Source organism: Actinoplanes sp. NPDC049599, from assembly GCF_044465625.1.
Lineage (GTDB): Bacteria > Actinomycetota > Actinomycetes > Mycobacteriales > Micromonosporaceae > Actinoplanes.
On the sequence record NZ_JBITLX010000051.1, the window covers coordinates 13,896 to 31,403 of the forward strand.

Genomic DNA, 17,508 nt, shown 5'->3' on the forward strand with positions numbered 1-17,508 from the left:
GGAGTTCGACATGATCAGTACCGTGCAGGAGCTGGCAGCGGAGGCGCTGTTCGTCTCCTACCTGCAGCCGTCCGAGTGCCCGAGCCGGCAGACACTCGAAGAGACCGTCACCGCCATGCTGCTGCGGCACGGCAGCGACGGATGCGCCGCCGGGGTCGCGGAGGAGTTCGGGGACCACCCCGAGGCCGCCGTGCGCCGGATGAACTGGGTGCGTCACGAGCTGAGCGGCCTGGTCGCCGCGCCGCGCCGCCCGCACTTCGCCAGCTGAGACAGCGGCGTGGCCGGTGGGAGCCGGCCCGGGGAGTCCTTCCGATAGCTGAGCCTTTTTCGCAAAAAACACCTTAAAAGCAACCGAGTTCGGCCGCCACTGCACCTTTCGGCCATAAGTGTTCTCCTCATCAGCCGGTTCACCAGCCGGCTTGTACGAGCGAGGAGGACACCACGTGACCGTGACGACCGAACTCCCCGCCACCGTCGGCATCGTCCATGACGCGCCGTCCGCGCGCGACCTCGAGGACCTGGTCCGCGAACACATGCCGATGGTGGGTCACCTGGTTCGGGAACTGCTCAACCGCGTACCCGGCCACGTTCACGCCGACGACCTGTCGTCCGCGGGATTCGCCGCACTGCTCGGGGCCGCGCGCTCCTTCGACGTGAGCCGGGGCATCCCGTTCCACCGCTTCGCCGCCGTCCGGATCCGCGGCGCACTGCTCGACGAGCTGCGCGGCCAGGACTGGGCCAGCCGGAGCGTCCGCGCCCGGGCGCGCCGCACGGCCACCGCCCGCCAGGAGCTCACCGCGGCGCTGGGCCGGACCCCGTCCGAGGCCGAGGTCGCCGAGATGCTCGGCATCGGGGTGGCCGAGCTGGCCAGCGTCGAGGACGACGTGCAGAAGGCCGCGCTGCTCAGCCTGCAGGGTTTCCCCACCGGCGCGGCCGAGGAGATGGTCCCGGAGCTCTCTGAGGGGCCCGAGGACCTGCTGCTCAAGCGGGAACGGCTGGGCTACCTGCACCAGGCGATCCAGGCCCTGCCCGAACGGCTGCGCCTGGTGGTCACCCAGTCCTTCCTGCAGGAGCAGCCGCTCAGCGACGTGGCCGCCGAGCTCGGGGTCACCGAGTCGCGCATCTCCCAGCTGCGCACCGAGGCGCTGCGCCTGCTCCGGGAAGGGCTGAACAGCTCGCTGGCGCCGGAGCTGCTGACCGTGGCGGCGGGCGGACCGCGGACCCGCAAGGGCTGCCTGCAGCGGCGGCGGACCGAGTACTTCGCCCGGGTCGCCGAGCAGGGCAACCTGCGGACCCGGCTGGCGCTGACCGACAGCCACGGCGTCCCGATCGCGGTCGCCGCCTGAGCGGTCGCCGCCTGGGCGGCTGCCGTCTGAGCGGTCGCCGCCTGAGCGGCTGCCGTCTGAGCGGTCGCCCGCCTGAGCGGCTGCCGTCTGAGCGGTCGCCCGCCTGAGCGGCTGCCGTCTGAGCGGTCGCCCGCCTGAGCGGTCGCCGTCTGAGCGGTCGCCCGTCTGAGTGGTCGCCGTCTGAGCGGCTGCCGTCCCCACGACGGGTGGCCCCCGGCCGGTGATCCGGTCGCGGGGCCACCCGCCGTTCGGGCCCGGGCGGAGCGGGGTTGCGCGTGGACGGCGATCCGCCACCGCAGCCCAGCGCCTCGAAGACCCGGCAGGCCCAGCCCGCCCCGGCTGCGGGCGACACTCTGAGCGCCGCCGTCAAGGCCGCGCCGGCCAAGGCGGACTGCGCGACCGTCAGGACCAACCCGGCCAAGTTCATCAAGGCCGGCCAGACCCAGGCCGGGTGCCTGACCGCCGCCGCCCCCGGCCGCCTCGGCCGCCTCGGGCGCCTCGGCCGCCTCGGGCGCCTCGGCCGCCTCGGGCGCCTCGGCCGCCTCGGGCGCCTCGGGCGCCCCGGGCGCCCCGCCGCCCCGCCGCCCCCGGTCAGCAGCGTGGTGCTGCACCGCCAGGCGGACGCGGCGCTGGCCCAGGCCGACTACGACGCGACGCGTTCCGGCCGGCCTTCACCCGGTGACGGCGCCGCCGGCCCGAGGGCGCTATCCCGGGGCCGGGCAGGCCGCAGCCGGCGCGGCTCGGCGCACAGGGGGTCGAGGGCGGCGCGCACCTGGCGGATGTCCCGGCCGACGGCGGTGGCCAGCATGCCCGGGCCGGCCAGCGGCATCAGCGCCGCGTCCCCGCCGAGCAGCGTCGCCGCGGGCAGGTCCGGTCCGGCCAGCACGAGTGAGCCCGCCGCCCGCCCGCCGCCGAGCACCGCGGCACCCGACCAGCCCGGCGCCCGTGGGCCGACTGCCAGTTCGTGGCGGTAGAGGGTGCTGCCGGCGTACCGGACGGACAGGTCGGTGTGCACGTCGCCGGACGGTTCGTCGTGCCGGCCGCAGACCAGGTCGTCGCGCCACAGCAGGGTGCCGCCCGCGGCGACCTCGACCCGGGTGATCGCCCGGTGGTCGCAGCCGGCGGCCGCGATGAGCGGCTCCGGCAGCCAGCGCAACGTCGCGCCCGCCGCGACCGTCGCCCGGATCTCCAGCCGCGACGCGGGCGCGCCCGGCCGGCCCGGCAGCGCGAGCTGCGCGGCGACGCTGCGCACCGTCAGCCGCGCCCCGGCGCCGACCTCGAGGTCCAGCCGCAGGTCGTCGCCGCGCAGCGGCCCGGCCGCGCCACCGACCAGGTGCACGGTGACGCCGGGGCCGGTCCGCGGGCCGGTGCGCCGCAGCAACAGCGGCGACTCGCCGCGCAGCACGGCGAGCCGGGTGCCGCCCCGGCCGTCGGCCGCCGCGACGATCCGCGCCTCGGCCCGCATCAGGCAGCCGGGACCCGGGCCGCGACCAGCGCGCGGATCCATTCCGCGACCGCCGTGGCGGCCCTGTCCTGCACCAGCGACAGGAACACGGTCGGCAGCGTGCCGCGCCGCGCCGTGGCGTCGCGGTCCATCACCGCCAGGTCGGCGCCGACCAGCGGCGCCAGGTCGGTCTTGTTGATCACCAGCAGGTCGGCGGTGGTCACCCCGGGGCCACCCTTGCGCGGTACCTTGTCGCCGCCGGCCACGTCCACCACGAAGATCTGCTGGTCGATCAGGCCCTTGCTGAACGTCGCGGTCAGGTTGTCCCCGCCGCTCTCGACCAGCACCAGGTCCAGCGGCCCGAGGGACGCCTCCAGGTCCTCGACCGCGTCGAGGTTGGCGGAGATGTCGTCGCGGATGGCGGTGTGCGGGCAGCAGCCGGTCTCCACCGCGCGGATCCGGTCGGCCGGCAGCACCCCGTTGCGCAGCAGGAAGTCGGCGTCCTCGGTGGTGTAGATGTCGTTGGTGACCACGGCCAGCCGCAGCTCCGTGCCGAGCGTCCGGCACAGCGCCGCGACCAGCGCGGTCTTGCCGGAGCCGACCGGGCCGCCGATGCCGATCCGCAGCGCCCGCGCGCCGGGGTGCAGCGGGGCGTGCGGGTCGACGCCGGGGTCGGGGTGGGTGTGGGGAACCTCGTCGGGGCCGTGATCATGCTGTTCAGGATGCAAAGAGACGCACCTCCCAGGTGGCGTGGAGCTCGGCGCCGATGTCGAGCAGCGGGGCGCCCGCGGCCGGCAGGTCGTCGACCGGGTCGTCGGTGCGGGCCGCGGCGTCCGCCGCCACCCGGTCGATCTCCGGGGCCAGCCCGGCGAGCAGGGCGTGCACCGCGTAGGGGTCCAGGCCGAGCAGCCGCACGGCCGCGCTGGCCGGTCCGCTGACCGCGCCGTGCGCCGCGGCGACCGCGGCCTCCCGCGGCCCGAGCCCGGCGGCGGCGGCCAGCACCCCGAGCGCGACCGGGTGGTGCGGCTCGCGCCCGACCGCGGGCAGCGTCCACATCGCCCGCCCGGCCCGCAGCAACGCGCGGCCCTGCGCCCGGGAGGCCCGGCGCAGCGCGGGCGACGGCGTCCGGGCGTCCAGCCCGCTGTCAAGATCAAAAGCGTTTCCGGTACGCGCGCAGGCGCTCGCGGCAAAGGCGGCGGCGACCAGCCCCGAGGTGAACAACCGGCCGCGCAGGAAGGCGCCCACGTCGGCGACCTCACGCACCCGCCCGGCGGCGACCATGGCCTCCAGCCCGCCGGAATGGGCGTGCCCACCGGCCGGCAGCCGCCCGTCGGCCAGCACCAGCAGCGTCGCCAGGCTCATGCCGCCCACCGCGCCATCAGAACAGGAAGTAGCGCTGGGCCATCGGGAGCTCCGTCACCGGCTCCGGCTCGACCACCTCGCCGTCGATGCGGACCGTGAACGTGTCCGGCTCCACCTCGATGCGGGGCAGCGCGTCGTTGAGCGGCAGCTCCGCCTTGCCCACCGTGCGGGTGTCGGTCACCGGCACCAGCGCCCGCCGGACCCCGATCCGGTCGCCCAGCAGCGCGTCGATCGCCGCCGGCGCCACGAAGGCCACCGAGGTCACCGCCGGCACCACGCCGTACGCGCCGAACATCGGGCGGGGCAGCATCGGCTGCGGGGTCGGGATCGAGGCGTTCGCGTCGCCCATCTGGGCCGACGCGATCATGCCGCCCTTGATCACCAGGGCCGGCCGGACGCCGAAGAACGCCGGGTCCCACAGCACCAGGTCGGCCAGCTTGCCGGGCTCGACCGAGCCGACCTGCCCGGCCATCCCGTGCGCGACCGCGGGGCAGATCGTGTACTTGGCCACGTACCGTTTGGCGCGGTTGTTGTCCGCCGGGCCGTCACCGGGCAGCGCGCCCCGGCGTGCCTTCATCACGTGGGCGGTCTGCCAGGTGCGCATGACCACCTCGCCGACCCGGCCCATCGCCTGGGAGTCCGAGCCGATCATCGAGATCGCACCGAGGTCGTGCAGCAGGTCCTCGGCGGCCATCGTGGACGGCCGGATCCGGCTCTCCGCGAACGCCAGGTCCTCGGGCACCGAGGAGTTCAGGTGGTGGCAGACCATCAGCATGTCGAGGTGCTCGCTGAGCGTGTTGCGGGTGTACGGCCGGGTCGGGTTCGTCGACGACGGCAGCACGTTCGGGTGGGCGGCGACCGTGATGATGTCCGGCGCGTGCCCGCCGCCGGCCCCCTCGGTGTGGTACGCGTGGATCGACCGCCCGGCGATCGCCCGCAGCGTCTCCTCGACGAAGCCGGCCTCGTTGAGCGTGTCGGTGTGGATGGCGACCTGCACGCCGGACGCGTCGGCGACCCGCAGCGCGGCGTCGATGACCGCGGGCGTGGTGCCCCAGTCCTCGTGCAGCTTGAAGCCGCCGGCGCCGCCGCGCAGCTGCTCCCACATGGACTCGCTGGACATGGTGTTGCCCTTGCCGAGCAGCAGCACGTTGATCGGCCAGGAGTCCAGCGACTCCAGCATCCGGGCCAGGTGCCAGGCGTTCGGGGTGACCGTGGTGGCCTTGGTGCCCTCGGCCGGGCCGGTGCCACCGCCGATGATCGTGGTGATGCCGCTGGCCAGCGCGGTGTCCAGGATGGTCGGGCTGATCAGGTGCACGTGGCTGTCGATGGCGCCGGCGGTGAGGATCTTGCCGTTGCCGGCGATGATCTCGGTGCCCGGGCCGATCACCAGCTCCGGGTGCACCCCGTCCATGGTGTCGGGGTTGCCGGCCTTGCCCAGCGCGACGATCCGGCCGTCGCGGATGCCGATGTCGGCCTTGACGATGCCCCAGTGGTCCAGCACCACCGCGCCGGTGATCACCGTGTCCGGGCTGCCCTCGGCGCGGGTGGCCCGGGACTGACCCATCGACTCGCGGATCACCTTGCCGCCGCCGAAGACCACCTCGTCGCCCGGCTGCGGGCCGGCGCTGCGGTCCTGCTCGATCTCGATCAGCAGGTTGGTGTCGGCGAGCCGGATCCGGTCGCCGGCGGTGGGGCCGTAGAGGGCGGCGTAGCGGCCGCGGTCGAGAGTGGTCACGCCCTGGCCTCACTGTGTGCGCCGGTGCTGCGGGCCGCCGCCCGGCTCCGCTGGACGGTTTCCTTCACCGGGGGCTCCCGTTCGACGGCTGGTCCTCGCCGGTGTCCTCGTCGAGGGAGCCGGCCGGCTCGATGTCCTCGGGGTGCGGGGCCACCGGCTCGGCGGGCTGGTCCAGCGGGCCGCCGGCCAGGCCGCGCAGGCCGGGCACGATCCGGCGGCCGGTGAACGGGATCAGCTCGACGTCGCGCGGCATGCCCGGCTCGAAGCGCACCGAGGTGCCGGCGGGCACGGCCAGCCGGTGTCCCCAGGCGGCGTCCCGGTCGAAGGCGAGGGCCGCGTTGGACTCGGCGAAGTGGTAGTGCGAGCCCACCTGCACGGGCCGGTCGCCGGTGTTGCGCACGGTCAGCGCGAGCACCGGGCGGCCGGCGTTGATGGTGATGTCGCCGTCCCCGGCGATGATCTCCCCGGGCACGATCATGGCCTCGCCTCGCTTCGCTCGCCGCTGCCATGCCGCGCCCAGGGACTGAGCCGCCTGCGCTCGCTTCGCTCGCTCATGAGATCGGCCCGTGCACGGTGACCAGCTTGGTGCCGTCCGGGAAGGTCGCCTCGACCTGCACCTCGGCCAGCATCTCCGGCACGCCGTCCATGACGTCCGCGCGGGTGAGCACCCGCCGGCCGGCGTCCATCAGCTCGGCGACCGTGCGCCCGTCGCGGGCGCCCTCCAGCAGGAAGGCCGTGATGATCGCGGTCGCCTCCGGGTGGTTCAGCCGCAGGCCGCGCTCCCGCCGGCGCCGGGCGACGTCTGCCGCGACGTGGATGAGCAGGCGTTCCTGCTCGTGCTGGCTGAGGAACAACCGGACCTCCCCTGATCGCCCAGCGATGCTCGCAGCTCGAGGTTTCCGACGTGTTACCCGCCGCGGCAAGCTTGATCATCCTGATTCGACCACGGCGGCCCGGTGTTCCGCAGGTGACCACGCCGGTCAGCTCAGCCCACGCGGGATCCGCCAGAACGCGTACCCGGCCAGCAGCAGCGCGAGCAGCAGGTAGACACCGGACTCCAGCCACTGGAAGGTCCAGTACCGGTCGGCGGGCTGGTAGCTCAGCTCGGAGTGCAGGTTCAGCGCTTCGAGGCACTGCTTCGCCTGGCCGGGCTCGCCGGTGAAGCACGGCTTGACCGTGGCCTCGGGCGGTTGCCTGCCGTCGGCGTCGAGCAGCAGCGGGTTGGCGGTCAGCACCCAGGCGCCCGGCACGTCGTAACCGGGGATGGAGACCTGGCCCTTCTGGTTGAGGCCCAGGCCGTGCGAGTCGGCGGCCACGAACGCCACCGACTCGTGGACCACGGGCTGCAGGTGCTGGCGGAGCACGGTAGGCATCAGGATCTGCATCGCCGCGAACGCGGCCAGCGTGACCGCCATCGCGATCACGGTCCGCTTGATGAGCAGCCCGATGGTGATCCCGGCGACCACGGCGAAGACGGCGTAGCCCAGCGGCGCCAGGTTGCGGGTCGGGAAGAAGAGCGGGTCGAAGCGGTCGTTGAGCGCCCGGTCGTACGGGCTGGCCGCCCAGGTGAACAGCAGGCTCAGCAGGCCGGCGAAGGCCAGCGCGGCCAGGGTGACGAACGACAGCTTGACCGCCAGCCACCGGGTGCGGGTGACGCTCTGGTTCCAGACCAGCCGGTGGGTGCCGGTCTCGAGCTCGCGGGCGATCAGCGGCGCGCCCCAGAAGGCGCCGAGCACCGCCGGCACCAGGATGATGAGGAAGCCCAGGAGCAGCAGGACGTTGAAGTACTTGTCCTTCAGCAGTTGCGCGCCGGAGTCGGCCGAACAGCCCGTGCAGCCGACGTTGGCGTCGTAGGTGCCGCGGATCCGCAGACCGAGGACCACCAGGAAGATCGTGAGGGCGGCGAGCGCGGCGAGGGCCACCAGGGCCTGGCCGCGGAACTGACGCCAGGTCAGCCAGATCATCGGTGTGCCTCCAGGGTCTGCGGGGTGCGGGCGCCGACGGCGCCGAGCGCGGCCCGGGTCAGGTAGGCGAGGATCATGTCCTCGAGGTTCAGGTGCTCGGCGTCGGCCGCCAGGCCCGGAACGGCGCCCGCGGTGTCGTGCACGAGCAGCGTGCTCTGCCGGTCGGTGTGCTCGGCGTGCACCACCGCGACGCCCGGCGGCAGCGTGTCGAGGTCGCCGCGGGCCGCGACCAGCCGGTAGTGGGTGACGAGCAGGTCCTCGACGTCGCCGGCCAGCTGCACCCGCGAGTCGGTCAGCACGATCATGTGGTCGCAGACCCGTTCCAGGTCGCCGAGCAGGTGGGACGAGAGGATGACGCCGACCTCCAGCTCGGCGACGAACTCCATCAGGCTCTGCAGGAACGCGCGCCGGGCCAGCGGGTCGAGCGCCGCCACCGGCTCGTCGAAGATCAGCAGCTCGGGGCGCTTGGCGGCGGCGATGGTGAGCGCCAGCTGGGCCCGTTGGCCGCCGGAGAGCCGGCCCGCCTTCTGCGCCGGGTCGAGCCCGACCTGGGCGATCCGCTGCCGGGCCAGGGCGTCGTCCCAGGCCGGGTTCAGCCGGGCGCCCATCCGCAGGTGGTCGCCGACGGACAGGCCGGTGTAGACCGGGGTGTCCTGCGCGACGAAGCCGACCCGGGCCAGCTGGGCGGCGTTCGCGGCGGGCCGGGCGCCGAGCACCTCGATCGTGCCGGCGGTCGGGGCGATCATGCCCGAGGCCAGGTTGAGCAGCGTGGACTTGCCCGCCCCGTTGGGTCCGACCAGCCCGACGACGCGGCCGGCGGGAACGGTCAGGGTGACGTCGGTGAGTGCCGGGCGGCTGCCGTAGCGCTTGGTCAGTCCCTCGGTGCGCAGGACCGGATTCATGGGGTCACCTCGGTGGCCTTTCGGAAGGTCGTCAGGAAGAGGGCCTCGATGCTGTCCGCGTCGAGGCCGGCGCGCTGGGCCTTGTCGAGCCAGGCCTGCAGCTCGCCGCGCAGCGCGTCGTGCGCGGCCAGCGAGTCGTCGGCCAGGCTGCGGCTCACGAACGTGCCGAGCCCCGGGCGGGGCGTGACCAGGCCGAGGTGTTCCAGCTCCCGGTAGGCCTTGAGCACGGTGTTGGGGTTGATCGCCAGCTTCGCCACGACCTCCTTGACGGTCGGGAGCTGGTCCCCGACCGACAGCAGGCCGAGCCGCAATGCCCGCTGCACCTGCTGCACGAGCTGCAGGTACGGCGAGACGCCGGAACGGACGTCCAGGTGAAAGTCGATCACTTGTTTCTCGCTTTAACTAGGTTATTAGCACTATAGGGAAAGTCGGTGGCGCGCTGTCAAGAGACAATGGACGGATGACCGAGATCCCGGAGTACCTGCGCCCGTTCGTGCTGTCGCCGCCCGCCCGCAAGCCGGAGCGGACCGACACTGTGGACACGTACGTGCCGGACGGGGCGGGGCCGTTCCCGGTTGTCGTGGTGGTGCACGGCGCGCCGCTGCCGCCCGGGCTCGAGACGCCGCCCCGGGACTGGCCGCTGTACCGCGGCTACGGCGAGCTGCTGGCCGCCGAGGGAATGCTCACCGTGGTGCCCGGGTACCAGCTGCCGATCACGCCCGGACCCGACGGGCTGGTGCTGGACTACGCCACGGCGGCCGCGCGGATCGCCGCCGCCGTGACGGCCGCCCGGGCCGACCCGCGCGCCGACCCGGACCGGGTGGTGCTGTGGTTCTTCTCCGGCGGTGGCATGCTCAGCGCCGGCTGGCTGCGGGACGCGCCGCCGTGGCTGCGCGGCGTCGCCCTGACCTATCCGGTGGTGACCCCGCTGCCGGGCATGGCGGCCGCGCCGGGCTTCGACGCCCCCGCCGAGGCGGTCGGCGAGGGCGCCCCGCCGCTGCTGCTCACCCGGGTGGGCCGGGAGCACCCGGGCTTCGCCGCCGGGGTGGCGGACTTCCTGACCCAGGCCGCCGCCGTCGAGATCATCGACGTGCCGCACGGGCAGCACAGCTTCGACATCGCCGACCACACCGACGAGTCCCGGGCGGCGGTGCGCCGGGCCGTCGGGTGGGTGCGGGAGCGTCAGGCGGTGTAGAGCACGGCGTCGATCTCGATGGCGAAGCCGACCAGCGGGACCGGCAGCGTCGTGCGTACCGGCAGGTTGTCGCCCTTGATGTACTGCGGGTAGATCTCGTTGAGCTCGGCGAAGTCGGCGAAGTCGCGCAGGTAGACGCCGACCCGGACGGCCTGGTCGAGGCTGCTGCCGGCCGCCTCGGCGGTGGCCGCCAGGTTGCGGAAGGCGGCGTGCGCCTGCTCGGCGAAGCTGCCGGTGACCCGGGTGCCGTCGGGCAGCGCCGGGATCGCGCCGGCCAGGTAGACGGTGTCGCCGGCGACGACGGCATGCGAGTACGGGCCGCCGACGGGTGCCGCCCGGTCGGTGATGATGGCGCGCTTAGGCATCGGAACTCCTCGGTGTCGGTCTCGGGAACTGTTCGGCCAGGCCGTCCGCGCCGACCAGCGGCGCGGTGAGCAGGGCCCGCAGGTCGCGCTCGCGCTGGGCGAGGGCGGCGCGCTGGGCGTCGGTGAGCGGGATCCAGGACGGGACCGGCGGGCTCAGCCGCGGGGCGAGCCGGCGGCCCGCCACGTACGTCGCCTCGTTGACCAGCCGCAGCGGCGCGGTCCGCACCTGGCGGTGCGCGTCCACCACCGGGAACGCGCCCTCCTCGACCCGGAAGACCGCCAGGTCGGCGGGCGCGCCGACCGCGAGGGTCCCGCCGCTCAGCCCGAGGGCGCGGGCCGGCCGGACGGTCGCGGCCGCGATGACCCCGTCCAGCGGTACGCCCACAGCCAGCAGCTTGGCCATCGTGGTGGGCAGGTCGAACACCGGGCCGTGCACCGAGCGCGCATGCAGATCGGTGGAGACGGTGTCCGGGCCCAGTCCCGCCGCCAGCTGCCGCTCGAGCACGTCGAACGCGAACGCGCCGGAGCCGTGACCGAGGTCGAGCAGCACCCCGCGGGCCCGGGCGGCGTGCACGGCGGGACCCAGCGGAGCGGCGATGCCACTGGCGCAGTGCGTCACGATGTCGCCGGGGCGCAGCAGGTCGAGGACCTCGTCGAGCGCGGGTGGGGCCGTACCGATGTGGACCATGACCGGGACGCCGCAGGCGTCGGCAGCGGCCAGGGCCCGCCGCAGGGGTTCGACGCCGTTGGCGCCGACGGTGTCGCGGTCGATCCGGACCTTGAGGCCGTGGATCAGGTCGCGGTGGGCCTGGATGGTGTCGACGGCCAGCGCGGTGTCGCAGTTGTCCAGGTCGCGGCTCTCGCCGGTGCGCCCGGCCAGCCCGATCGCGGAGATGTTGAGCAACGCGGGCACCCGCAGCTCCGTGCCGGCCACCACCCGGCGCAGCCCGGCGAGCGTGTACGCCCCCGCCGACCCGGCGTCGACCCAGGTGGTGACGCCGGAGCGCCAGGCGACCGGGTCGGGCTCGATGCCCCAGTAGCCCGGCCCGACGTGCGTGTGCAGGTCCACCAGGCCCGGCGTGATCAGCAGCCCGGTCACGTCCACGACGGACCGCCCGGCCCGCGCCAGGCCGGGGCCGACCGCCGCGATCCGTCCATCCCGGACGGCCAGGTCGACGCGGCCCGCGCCGGCCACCTCGCCGCCGGTGAACAGCAGGTCGTCAGTCATGCCGCACCTTCAGGGCCTCGGTGATGGACAGCCGGTAGAGCCGGGTGGGCCGGCCCTTGCGGTGCAGCTGGGAACTGCCGTCGCCGACCGCGAGCCGGGACTCGCTCAGCTTGCGGATCAGCCGCCGCCCGCTCGGGTCGGTGATCCCCAGCGACCGGGCCAGCTCGCTGGGGGAGACCGGCCGGCCGGCCAGCCGGCGCTCGACCGCGGCCAGCCGGGACAGCGTGGCCGGGCTCAGCCCGACCCGCCCGGCCAGCGCCTCGAGGCCGCCGTGCTCGCGGTAGGTCGAGGTCAGCGGCGGGCCGGCGGCACCCATCGGGCCGATCATCAGGCCGGCGCCGGAGATCAGGTAGGCGCCGGCGGCGGGATCCTGGCCGGCCCGCTCGACGGCCCGCTCGGCCAGCGCGACGCTGAGCCGCGCCGAGTCGCCCAGGCCGAAGCCGGCCACCACCCGGACGCCGAGGGTCTCGCGGGCCTCGGCGAGCAGGGGCAGGGTGGTCCAGTGCCGGGTGACCGCCTCGAAGAGCCCGGCATGCGCGAAGACGACGACGCCGTGCGGCCCGCGATCGTCGATCCACGCGTCGGCGAACTCGGGAGTCCGGTGCAGCATCTCCACCAGCCCGGCGCGGTCGGCGGGGGTGGCGGGTTCCGGGGGATCGGGCAGCCGGAGGACGGCGGCGGCGAAGCGCAGGCCGTCCGCGTGCCGGTGCCGGATCCGCAGCGCCAGCTCGTGCAGGTCGGCGCGGATCGTGCCCGGGGTGGCCAGCGCGTGCAGCACGGCGACCCGCCCGTCCAGGGCCGCCGCCACCCCGGTGCGCACGGTGATCACGTAGGCCGCGCCGGTGCGGGCCAGCTGCTCGCGGTGGAACGCGACCACCTCGGCGACCGGCTGCTCCGGCTCGAACGGCAGGCACGCGATGCCCTCGTGGTCCAGCCCCAGGGCGTCGGCCACCTCGTCGACGGTCTCCCGCGGGAACGTGTCGATGCTGACCGGGGTGGCCGGCCAGCCGTTGCCCCGGGCCCGCGACCAGGCCAGCGCCAGGTCCAGCGCCGCCGAGCGGGTCACCGCGACCGGCAGCTCCGGCGGCAGCAGGTCCCGCGACCGCGCGTACGGGACCGGCCCGAGCAGCAACCCGTCCGGCCGGCCGGCGCCCAGCAGCCCGGCGACCCGGTCGCGGATCTGCTCCTCGCGCCGGTAGACCGCCCAGGCGAAGGTCACGCCGGTCAGCGTGCGGGTGGCCGCCTCGAACCGGTGCCGGTGGTTCGCGTGCACGACCAGGCCGATCACCATCGCCGCCGGCACGCCTCGCCCCGCTCTCCACGCTGGTGGTTCGTAAGTAGTCCGTAGTAGCGTGCGCCCAAGCGCCCGTGCGGTCAAGCTGAGGAGACGGACATGGCCCTCGACATCCCGGACGAGCTCCTCGACTGGCGGGCCAAGGGCTTCTGGCTGCCCGCCGGCGAGGTGACCACCCGCGACTTCGCAGCGGCGCGGCACCGGCTCTTCGACGGATCGTTCACCTGGCCGCTGCTGGTGGTCCGGGACTCGGCGGTCCGGGCGAACATCGCCACGATGGCCGGGTACGCCCAGCGGTACGACTTCTCGTTCGCGCCGCACGCCAAGACCACGATGGCCCCGACGCTGCTGGCCGCCCAGCTCGAGGCGGGCGCGTGGGCGCTGACCGTGGCGACCGCGAGCCAGGCCCTGGTGCTGCGCCGGCTCGGGGTGCCCCGGGTGCTGATCGCCAACCAGGTGCTCGACCCGACCGCGCTGGGCTGGCTGGCGGCCGAGGCGGCGCGCGGCTGGGAGGTGATCGTGCAGGTCGACTCGGTGGCCGGGGTCGAGGCGGTGGCGGCCGCGGGTGGCCTGCCGGTGCTGGTCGAGCTCGGTCATGCGGGTGGGCGCACGGGGTGCCGTACCGTCGCCGAGGTGGTCGCGGTGGCCCGCGCGGCCGCCGCCGCGCCCGGGATCTCCCTGCTCGGGGTCACCGCCTACGAGGGCGCGCTGCCCGACGTCGCGACGGTGGACGCGTTCCTGGTGACGCTGGTCGAGGCGGCCCGCGCGGTCGCCGGCCTGCTCGACGACGAGGTGCTGGTCTCGGCCGGCGGCAGCGCCTGGTTCGACCGGGTGGTCAAGGCGCTCGAGGGGCAGTGGCTGGACCGGCGCCGGGTGCGGGCGGTGCTGCGCAGCGGCGCGTCGGTCACCCACGACGACGGCTTCTACCGCGAGCGCACGCCGTTCAACCGGGAGCCCGCGGACGGCCGGCTGGACCCGGCGCTGGAGATGTGGGCGCAGGTGCTGTCCACTCCGGAGCCGGGCCTGGCCGTCGTCGGCATGGGCAAGCGGGACGCGCCCTTCGACGAGGGCCTGCCGGTCACCGACGGGCTGACCGTGACAAAGATGAACGACCACCACACGTACGTGACCGGGGGCTCGCCGGCCGTGGGGGAGCTGCTGCGGTTCGGGCTGTCGCACCCGTGCACGGCCTTCGACAAGTGGCGGTTCATCCCGGTGGCCGACGACGCGGACGTGGTCGTGGACGTGCTGCACACGTACTTCTGAACCATTAACGAACGGCGGCCACCGTGACCCTGATCCCCCGCCCCGCCACCCTGGTCCACCGGGCCGGCAGCTTCCCGGTGCGCCCGCCGCTCGCCGCCTGGCTGCGCGATCCCTCGGTCGACGCGCCGGAGGACGTCCGCGCGCGGGTCGACACCACGCTGGCGCCGGAGGGCTACGTGCTCGACGTGGACGCCGGCGGGATCGACATCCGGGGCGGTTCCCCGGCCGGCATCCGGCATGCCGCGCAGACCCTGCGGCAGCTGCTGCCCGCCGACACCCTGCGCCGGGCGCCGATCACCGACGGCCCGCCGCTGCTGCCGGCCGTGCACGTCGAGGACGCGCCGCGGTTCGCCTGGCGGGGTGTGCTGCTCGACGTGGCCCGGCACTTCAGGCCCGTCGCGGACGTGCTGCGCTTCGTCGACCTGGCCGCGTTCCACAAGCTCAACGTGCTGCACCTGCACCTGACCGACGACCAGGGCTGGCGGGTGGAGGTGCCCGGCCGGCCGCGGCTCACCTCGGTCGGCGCGTGGCGGCCCCGGTCGATGCTCGGCTCCCGCGGCCACGACCGGCACGACAACCGGCCGCACGGCGGCTACTACACCACCGCGGACCTGCGGGAGATCGTCGCGTACGCGGCGCAACGGCACGTCACCGTGCTGCCGGAGATCGACATGCCGGGGCACATGCAGGCCGCAATCGCCGCGTACCCGGAGCTGGGCAACGGGTTCGCGGGCGGGGTCCGTACCTCCTGGGGCATCTCCCCGCATGTCCTGAACGTCACCGACCGGGCCCTGGATTTCTGCCGCGAGGTCCTCGACCACGTCTGCGCGATCTTCCCCGGCGAGCTGATCGGCATCGGCGGCGACGAGTGCCCGGCGCGGGAGTGGGTGACCCCGGCGGCCCGGGCCCGGATCGCGGCCGAGGGCCTGGCCGGCCCGCACGAGCTGCAGGCCTGGTTCACCGCCCGGATGGCCGCGCACCTGGCGGCACGCGGCCGCCGGGTCTACGGCTGGGACGAGATCCTCGCGGGCGGCGCGCCGGCCGGCGCCACCATCGCCGCGTGGCGGGGCGTAGAGCCGGCGATCCTGGCTGCCCGGGCCGGACACGACGTGGTGTCCTGCCCGGACACCTCGGTCTACCTGGACTACCGGCAGTCCGACGACCCCGGCGAGCCGACCCCGGTCGGCACGCTGCTCACGCTCGCCGACGTGTACGCCTTCGACCCGGTCCCGCCCGGCCTGACCCCCGCGGAGGCGGGCCGGATCATCGGCGCGCAGGCCAACGTCTGGACCGAACACCTGGAGTCGGCCCGCCGGGTGGACTACCAGACCTATCCGCGGCTGTGCGCCTTCGCCGAGGTGGTGTGGGGCACCGGGAGCGGCGACTACGCCGACTTCACCGACCGGCTCGGCCCGCACCTGGAACGGCTGGACGCGCTGGGCGTCAACTACCGGCCGCTGACCGGCCCGCGCCCGTGGGACGCCCGCCCGGACGCACCCGGCCACCCCCGCGAGCTGGCCGAACGGCTGGCCGAGGTGCACGAGATGACGGCGGACCTGCGGCGACAGAAAGTGTCGTACCCGGGGGCCAGCATGGGCGCATGAGTGAGGATCTGCGTCTGGAGCCGTGGGACGACAGCGCGCTGGCGTTCGAGCGTCGCGCCAACGTGCCGGAGATGAAGCTGCACCTCGGCGGCGTGGAGCCCGACCAGGCGCTGCTCGACCGGCACGAGCGCGTCCGGGCCATTGTGGAGGGCGGCCGGGGCAGCATGTTCCTGGTGCGCCTGGCGGGCGAGCCCGACCCGGTCGGCAGCATCGGCTACTGGGAACGCGAATGGCAGGGCGAGGCGGTCTACGAGACGGGCTGGAAGGTCCTGCCGGGCTTCCAGGGCCGCGGGCTGGCTGTGGCGGCGACGGTGGCCGCGCGGGGCCACGCCGCGGCGCACGGGCGGCGCCGGTGGCTGCACGCCTTCCCCAAGGTGAGCAACGCGGCGTCCAACGGGGTGTGCCGGCGGGCGGGCTTCGAGCTGCGCGGCGAGAGCGACTTCGAATATCCGCCGGGCCACCCGATCGTGGTGCACGACTGGCGCTACGACCTCCGGGCCGACCCGTCCTGGCCGACCGGTCTCACGGCTTCGGATAGCTGACGATGATGTCGCGCCGGTCCTCTTCGGTGCAGCCAGCCGGCGGCTGCTGAAAGGCGGTTTCCCCGTCGCCCTTCGCGATCTGTTCCAGCAATGTCCTGTTGCACGAATCGTCGGCCTGGAAAACGACCAGCGAATACTTCTTCCTGTTGTCGCCCGGATCGCCCAGCGGACCGTCGAACAATGCCCACTCCCGGCCACCCAGAGGCCGGTCGCTGACGGAATAGTAGGTGCCGTCCTCGGGATCGAAGTCGAACAGCCAGCCGTGGTCCTCCCGGGCGTCGTAACCGCAGGTCTTGCCGATCACCACCACCCCGGTGTTGCCGCTGATGGGCTGGCCGGTCACCGGCGCCCTGAACTCGAACTTGCGGTCGCAGAAGCGCGGCTCGATCAATTTCTGCTGGAAGTAGGGCTGACTCAGGATCGCGCCGCCGAGCGCGGCGAAAGCGGCGATCACCGCGGCGACGACCGCTTTGTTGTCCTTTTCTCCGGCCACGGTCATCCCTCGGTCGACGTCAGCGCCTATTCGTGCTCGGCCGGCCGACGGTAGCCAACGGCAATCATGATCGCTATGCCATTCTCTTTCGGCTGAGGGGCGTGCGCCCGGGCCGAGTTCCGAGGGCCACACGGGGGACTTGACCGAGGCGGGTGACGACTGGTCTGCTGTCTGCAGCGTCGCAGTGCGCCCGGCAAACAGGCCGCCGCGGGCATGGAGGCGCCGGACCATGGGACCTTCCGTGGAGAGCACTTCAAGCGAGTACGCCCGCTTCTTGGCGTACGGCCATCAGCTGATCGAGATCCACATCGGCCTGCGCGACCGGCTGGCCTACCTGCGCGAGGGTGTTGTCCCCGAGGCCGAGCTGGGCACGCACTGCCTGGCGTTCTGTGCCGCGGTCAGCCGGCACCACACCGGCGAGGACACCCACGTCTTTCCGCTGCTGGCCGCCCGCCATCCCGAGCTGCGCGACTTCCTGGCCGAGCTGGAACGCGACCACCGGGTGATCGCCGGCCTGCTGACCCGGGTGCGCGCGCTAGCCGAGCAGGGTGGCGACGTCGAGGAGGAACTGTCCGGCCTCGCCGCGGTGCTGGAGACCCACTTCATCGGCGAGGAGAAGCGGCTGGTGGCCGTCCTCAACGCCGTCGACCCGTCCGAAGGATTGACGGGTCTCACCGCCTAACTCGAAAATCGACGGTGACCAGACGCGCGGCAGCATCCCGCGTCGCGCAGCGGCGTGGGATGGGTCTTGGTTGAAGCGGTGGTTAT

Annotated in this window: 19 protein-coding genes and 1 pseudogene; 7 read left to right on the forward strand and 13 right to left on the reverse strand. The window is 74.1% G+C overall.

The features are described from left to right. Positions 1-10 precede the first annotated feature (10 nt). On the forward strand, positions 11-268 hold the full coding sequence (locus ACIBQZ_RS42355) for a hypothetical protein (protein ID WP_396094617.1): 258 nt from the start codon (positions 11-13) through the stop codon (positions 266-268). Positions 269-443: 175 nt separating this feature from the next. Beyond that, positions 444-1,346: a sigma-70 family RNA polymerase sigma factor gene (locus tag ACIBQZ_RS42360; protein WP_360556097.1), complete on the forward strand. Its 903-nt coding sequence runs from the start codon at positions 444-446 to the stop codon at positions 1,344-1,346. A gap of 643 nt (positions 1,347-1,989) precedes the next feature. On the opposite strand, the gene ACIBQZ_RS42365 is transcribed toward ACIBQZ_RS42360, so the two are convergent. The 9 genes and pseudogenes from ACIBQZ_RS42365 to ACIBQZ_RS42405 all read right to left on the reverse strand — a co-directional run bounded on the left by ACIBQZ_RS42365 (position 1,990) and on the right by ACIBQZ_RS42405 (position 9,139). Then, the gene (locus ACIBQZ_RS42365; RefSeq protein WP_396094618.1) at positions 1,990-2,811 is read right to left on the reverse strand and encodes an urease accessory protein UreD; all 822 of its coding nucleotides are present in this window, start codon (positions 2,809-2,811) and stop codon (positions 1,990-1,992) included. Then, positions 2,811-3,518 (reverse strand): urease accessory protein UreG, encoded by a 708-nt coding sequence (gene ureG / locus ACIBQZ_RS42370; protein ID WP_396094619.1) that lies wholly within the window; start codon positions 3,516-3,518, stop codon positions 2,811-2,813. The genes ACIBQZ_RS42365 and ureG overlap by 1 nt, the downstream gene beginning before the upstream one ends. Beyond that, on the reverse strand, positions 3,508-4,152 hold the full coding sequence (locus ACIBQZ_RS42375; protein WP_396094620.1) for an urease accessory protein UreF: 645 nt from the start codon (positions 4,150-4,152) through the stop codon (positions 3,508-3,510). Before ACIBQZ_RS42375 ends, ureG begins: the two co-directional genes overlap by 11 nt. A gap of 16 nt (positions 4,153-4,168) precedes the next feature. Next, the gene (locus tag ACIBQZ_RS42380; RefSeq protein ID WP_396094621.1) at positions 4,169-5,887 is read right to left on the reverse strand and encodes an urease subunit alpha; all 1,719 of its coding nucleotides are present in this window, start codon (positions 5,885-5,887) and stop codon (positions 4,169-4,171) included. Between the two features lie 169 nt (positions 5,888-6,056). Beyond that, positions 6,057-6,362: pseudogene (locus ACIBQZ_RS42385) on the reverse strand (urease subunit beta); the annotation flags it as partial. A gap of 76 nt (positions 6,363-6,438) precedes the next feature. Further along, a complete protein-coding gene (locus ACIBQZ_RS42390) occupies positions 6,439-6,741 on the reverse strand; it encodes an urease subunit gamma (protein WP_125806689.1) in 303 nt (100 codons plus the stop codon). Positions 6,742-6,867: 126 nt separating this feature from the next. Continuing rightward, on the reverse strand, positions 6,868-7,851 hold the full coding sequence (locus ACIBQZ_RS42395; RefSeq protein ID WP_396094622.1) for a transmembrane transport protein: 984 nt from the start codon (positions 7,849-7,851) through the stop codon (positions 6,868-6,870). Then, entirely contained in the window at positions 7,848-8,753 is a 906-nt protein-coding gene (locus tag ACIBQZ_RS42400) for an ABC transporter ATP-binding protein (RefSeq protein ID WP_396094623.1), read from the reverse strand. The genes ACIBQZ_RS42395 and ACIBQZ_RS42400 overlap by 4 nt, the downstream gene beginning before the upstream one ends. Beyond that, the gene (locus ACIBQZ_RS42405; protein WP_396094624.1) at positions 8,750-9,139 is read right to left on the reverse strand and encodes a GntR family transcriptional regulator; all 390 of its coding nucleotides are present in this window, start codon (positions 9,137-9,139) and stop codon (positions 8,750-8,752) included. Before ACIBQZ_RS42405 ends, ACIBQZ_RS42400 begins: the two co-directional genes overlap by 4 nt. 74 nt (positions 9,140-9,213) lie before the next feature. On the opposite strand from ACIBQZ_RS42405, the gene ACIBQZ_RS42410 reads away from it, so the two are divergent. Next, a complete protein-coding gene (locus tag ACIBQZ_RS42410; protein ID WP_396094625.1) occupies positions 9,214-9,948 on the forward strand; it encodes an alpha/beta hydrolase in 735 nt (244 codons plus the stop codon). On the opposite strand, the gene ACIBQZ_RS42415 is transcribed toward ACIBQZ_RS42410, so the two are convergent. From ACIBQZ_RS42415 to ACIBQZ_RS42425, 3 genes are read right to left on the reverse strand one after another with little or no spacing between them, the layout of a single operon-like run. After that, the gene (locus tag ACIBQZ_RS42415) at positions 9,936-10,313 is read right to left on the reverse strand and encodes a RidA family protein (protein ID WP_396094626.1); all 378 of its coding nucleotides are present in this window, start codon (positions 10,311-10,313) and stop codon (positions 9,936-9,938) included. The two genes, ACIBQZ_RS42410 and ACIBQZ_RS42415, sit on opposite strands and share 13 nt — an antisense overlap. Next, positions 10,306-11,541, reverse strand: a complete 1,236-nt coding sequence (locus ACIBQZ_RS42420) for an amidohydrolase family protein (RefSeq protein WP_396094627.1) — start codon at positions 11,539-11,541, stop codon at positions 10,306-10,308. Before ACIBQZ_RS42420 ends, ACIBQZ_RS42415 begins: the two co-directional genes overlap by 8 nt. Next, the gene (locus tag ACIBQZ_RS42425) at positions 11,534-12,844 is read right to left on the reverse strand and encodes a transcriptional regulator (RefSeq protein ID WP_396094628.1); all 1,311 of its coding nucleotides are present in this window, start codon (positions 12,842-12,844) and stop codon (positions 11,534-11,536) included. The genes ACIBQZ_RS42420 and ACIBQZ_RS42425 overlap by 8 nt, the downstream gene beginning before the upstream one ends. Positions 12,845-12,934: 90 nt before the next feature. Between ACIBQZ_RS42425 and ACIBQZ_RS42430 the strand changes: the two genes are divergently transcribed. Genes ACIBQZ_RS42430 through ACIBQZ_RS42440 form a run of 3 tightly spaced genes read left to right on the forward strand, consistent with a single transcriptional unit; the run spans position 12,935 to position 16,247 of the window. Next, a complete protein-coding gene (locus tag ACIBQZ_RS42430; RefSeq protein ID WP_396094629.1) occupies positions 12,935-14,101 on the forward strand; it encodes an alanine racemase in 1,167 nt (388 codons plus the stop codon). 23 nt (positions 14,102-14,124) lie between these two features. Then, positions 14,125-15,705 (forward strand): beta-N-acetylhexosaminidase, encoded by a 1,581-nt coding sequence (locus ACIBQZ_RS42435; protein ID WP_396094630.1) that lies wholly within the window; start codon positions 14,125-14,127, stop codon positions 15,703-15,705. Then, positions 15,702-16,247, forward strand: a complete 546-nt coding sequence (locus tag ACIBQZ_RS42440; protein ID WP_396094631.1) for a GNAT family N-acetyltransferase — start codon at positions 15,702-15,704, stop codon at positions 16,245-16,247. Before ACIBQZ_RS42435 ends, ACIBQZ_RS42440 begins: the two co-directional genes overlap by 4 nt. Here the strand turns inward: ACIBQZ_RS42440 and ACIBQZ_RS42445 are convergent. Then, entirely contained in the window at positions 16,228-16,746 is a 519-nt protein-coding gene (locus tag ACIBQZ_RS42445; RefSeq protein WP_396094632.1) for a hypothetical protein, read from the reverse strand. The two genes, ACIBQZ_RS42440 and ACIBQZ_RS42445, sit on opposite strands and share 20 nt — an antisense overlap. 223 nt (positions 16,747-16,969) lie before the next feature. Between ACIBQZ_RS42445 and ACIBQZ_RS42450 the strand changes: the two genes are divergently transcribed. Next, the gene (locus tag ACIBQZ_RS42450; RefSeq protein ID WP_396094633.1) at positions 16,970-17,422 is read left to right on the forward strand and encodes a hemerythrin domain-containing protein; all 453 of its coding nucleotides are present in this window, start codon (positions 16,970-16,972) and stop codon (positions 17,420-17,422) included. Positions 17,423-17,508 lie beyond the last annotated feature (86 nt).

Coding starts and splice junctions, on each gene's coding strand:
- ACIBQZ_RS42415 (WP_396094626.1), bottom strand. CDS start 10,313: ATGCCTAAGCGCGCCATCATCACCGACCGGGCGGCACCCGTCGGCGGC.
- ACIBQZ_RS42440 (WP_396094631.1), top strand. CDS start 15,702: ATGAGTGAGGATCTGCGTCTGGAGCCGTGGGACGACAGCGCGCTGGCG.
- ACIBQZ_RS42445 (WP_396094632.1), bottom strand. CDS start 16,746: ATGACCGTGGCCGGAGAAAAGGACAACAAAGCGGTCGTCGCCGCGGTG.
- ACIBQZ_RS42375 (WP_396094620.1), bottom strand. CDS start 4,152: ATGAGCCTGGCGACGCTGCTGGTGCTGGCCGACGGGCGGCTGCCGGCC.
- ACIBQZ_RS42450 (WP_396094633.1), top strand. CDS start 16,970: ATGGGACCTTCCGTGGAGAGCACTTCAAGCGAGTACGCCCGCTTCTTG.
- ACIBQZ_RS42365 (WP_396094618.1), bottom strand. CDS start 2,811: ATGCGGGCCGAGGCGCGGATCGTCGCGGCGGCCGACGGCCGGGGCGGC.
- ACIBQZ_RS42420 (WP_396094627.1), bottom strand. CDS start 11,541: ATGACTGACGACCTGCTGTTCACCGGCGGCGAGGTGGCCGGCGCGGGC.
- ACIBQZ_RS42395 (WP_396094622.1), bottom strand. CDS start 7,851: ATGATCTGGCTGACCTGGCGTCAGTTCCGCGGCCAGGCCCTGGTGGCC.
- ACIBQZ_RS42355 (WP_396094617.1), top strand. CDS start 11: ATGATCAGTACCGTGCAGGAGCTGGCAGCGGAGGCGCTGTTCGTCTCC.
- ACIBQZ_RS42430 (WP_396094629.1), top strand. CDS start 12,935: ATGGCCCTCGACATCCCGGACGAGCTCCTCGACTGGCGGGCCAAGGGC.
- ACIBQZ_RS42410 (WP_396094625.1), top strand. CDS start 9,214: ATGACCGAGATCCCGGAGTACCTGCGCCCGTTCGTGCTGTCGCCGCCC.
- ACIBQZ_RS42400 (WP_396094623.1), bottom strand. CDS start 8,753: ATGAATCCGGTCCTGCGCACCGAGGGACTGACCAAGCGCTACGGCAGC.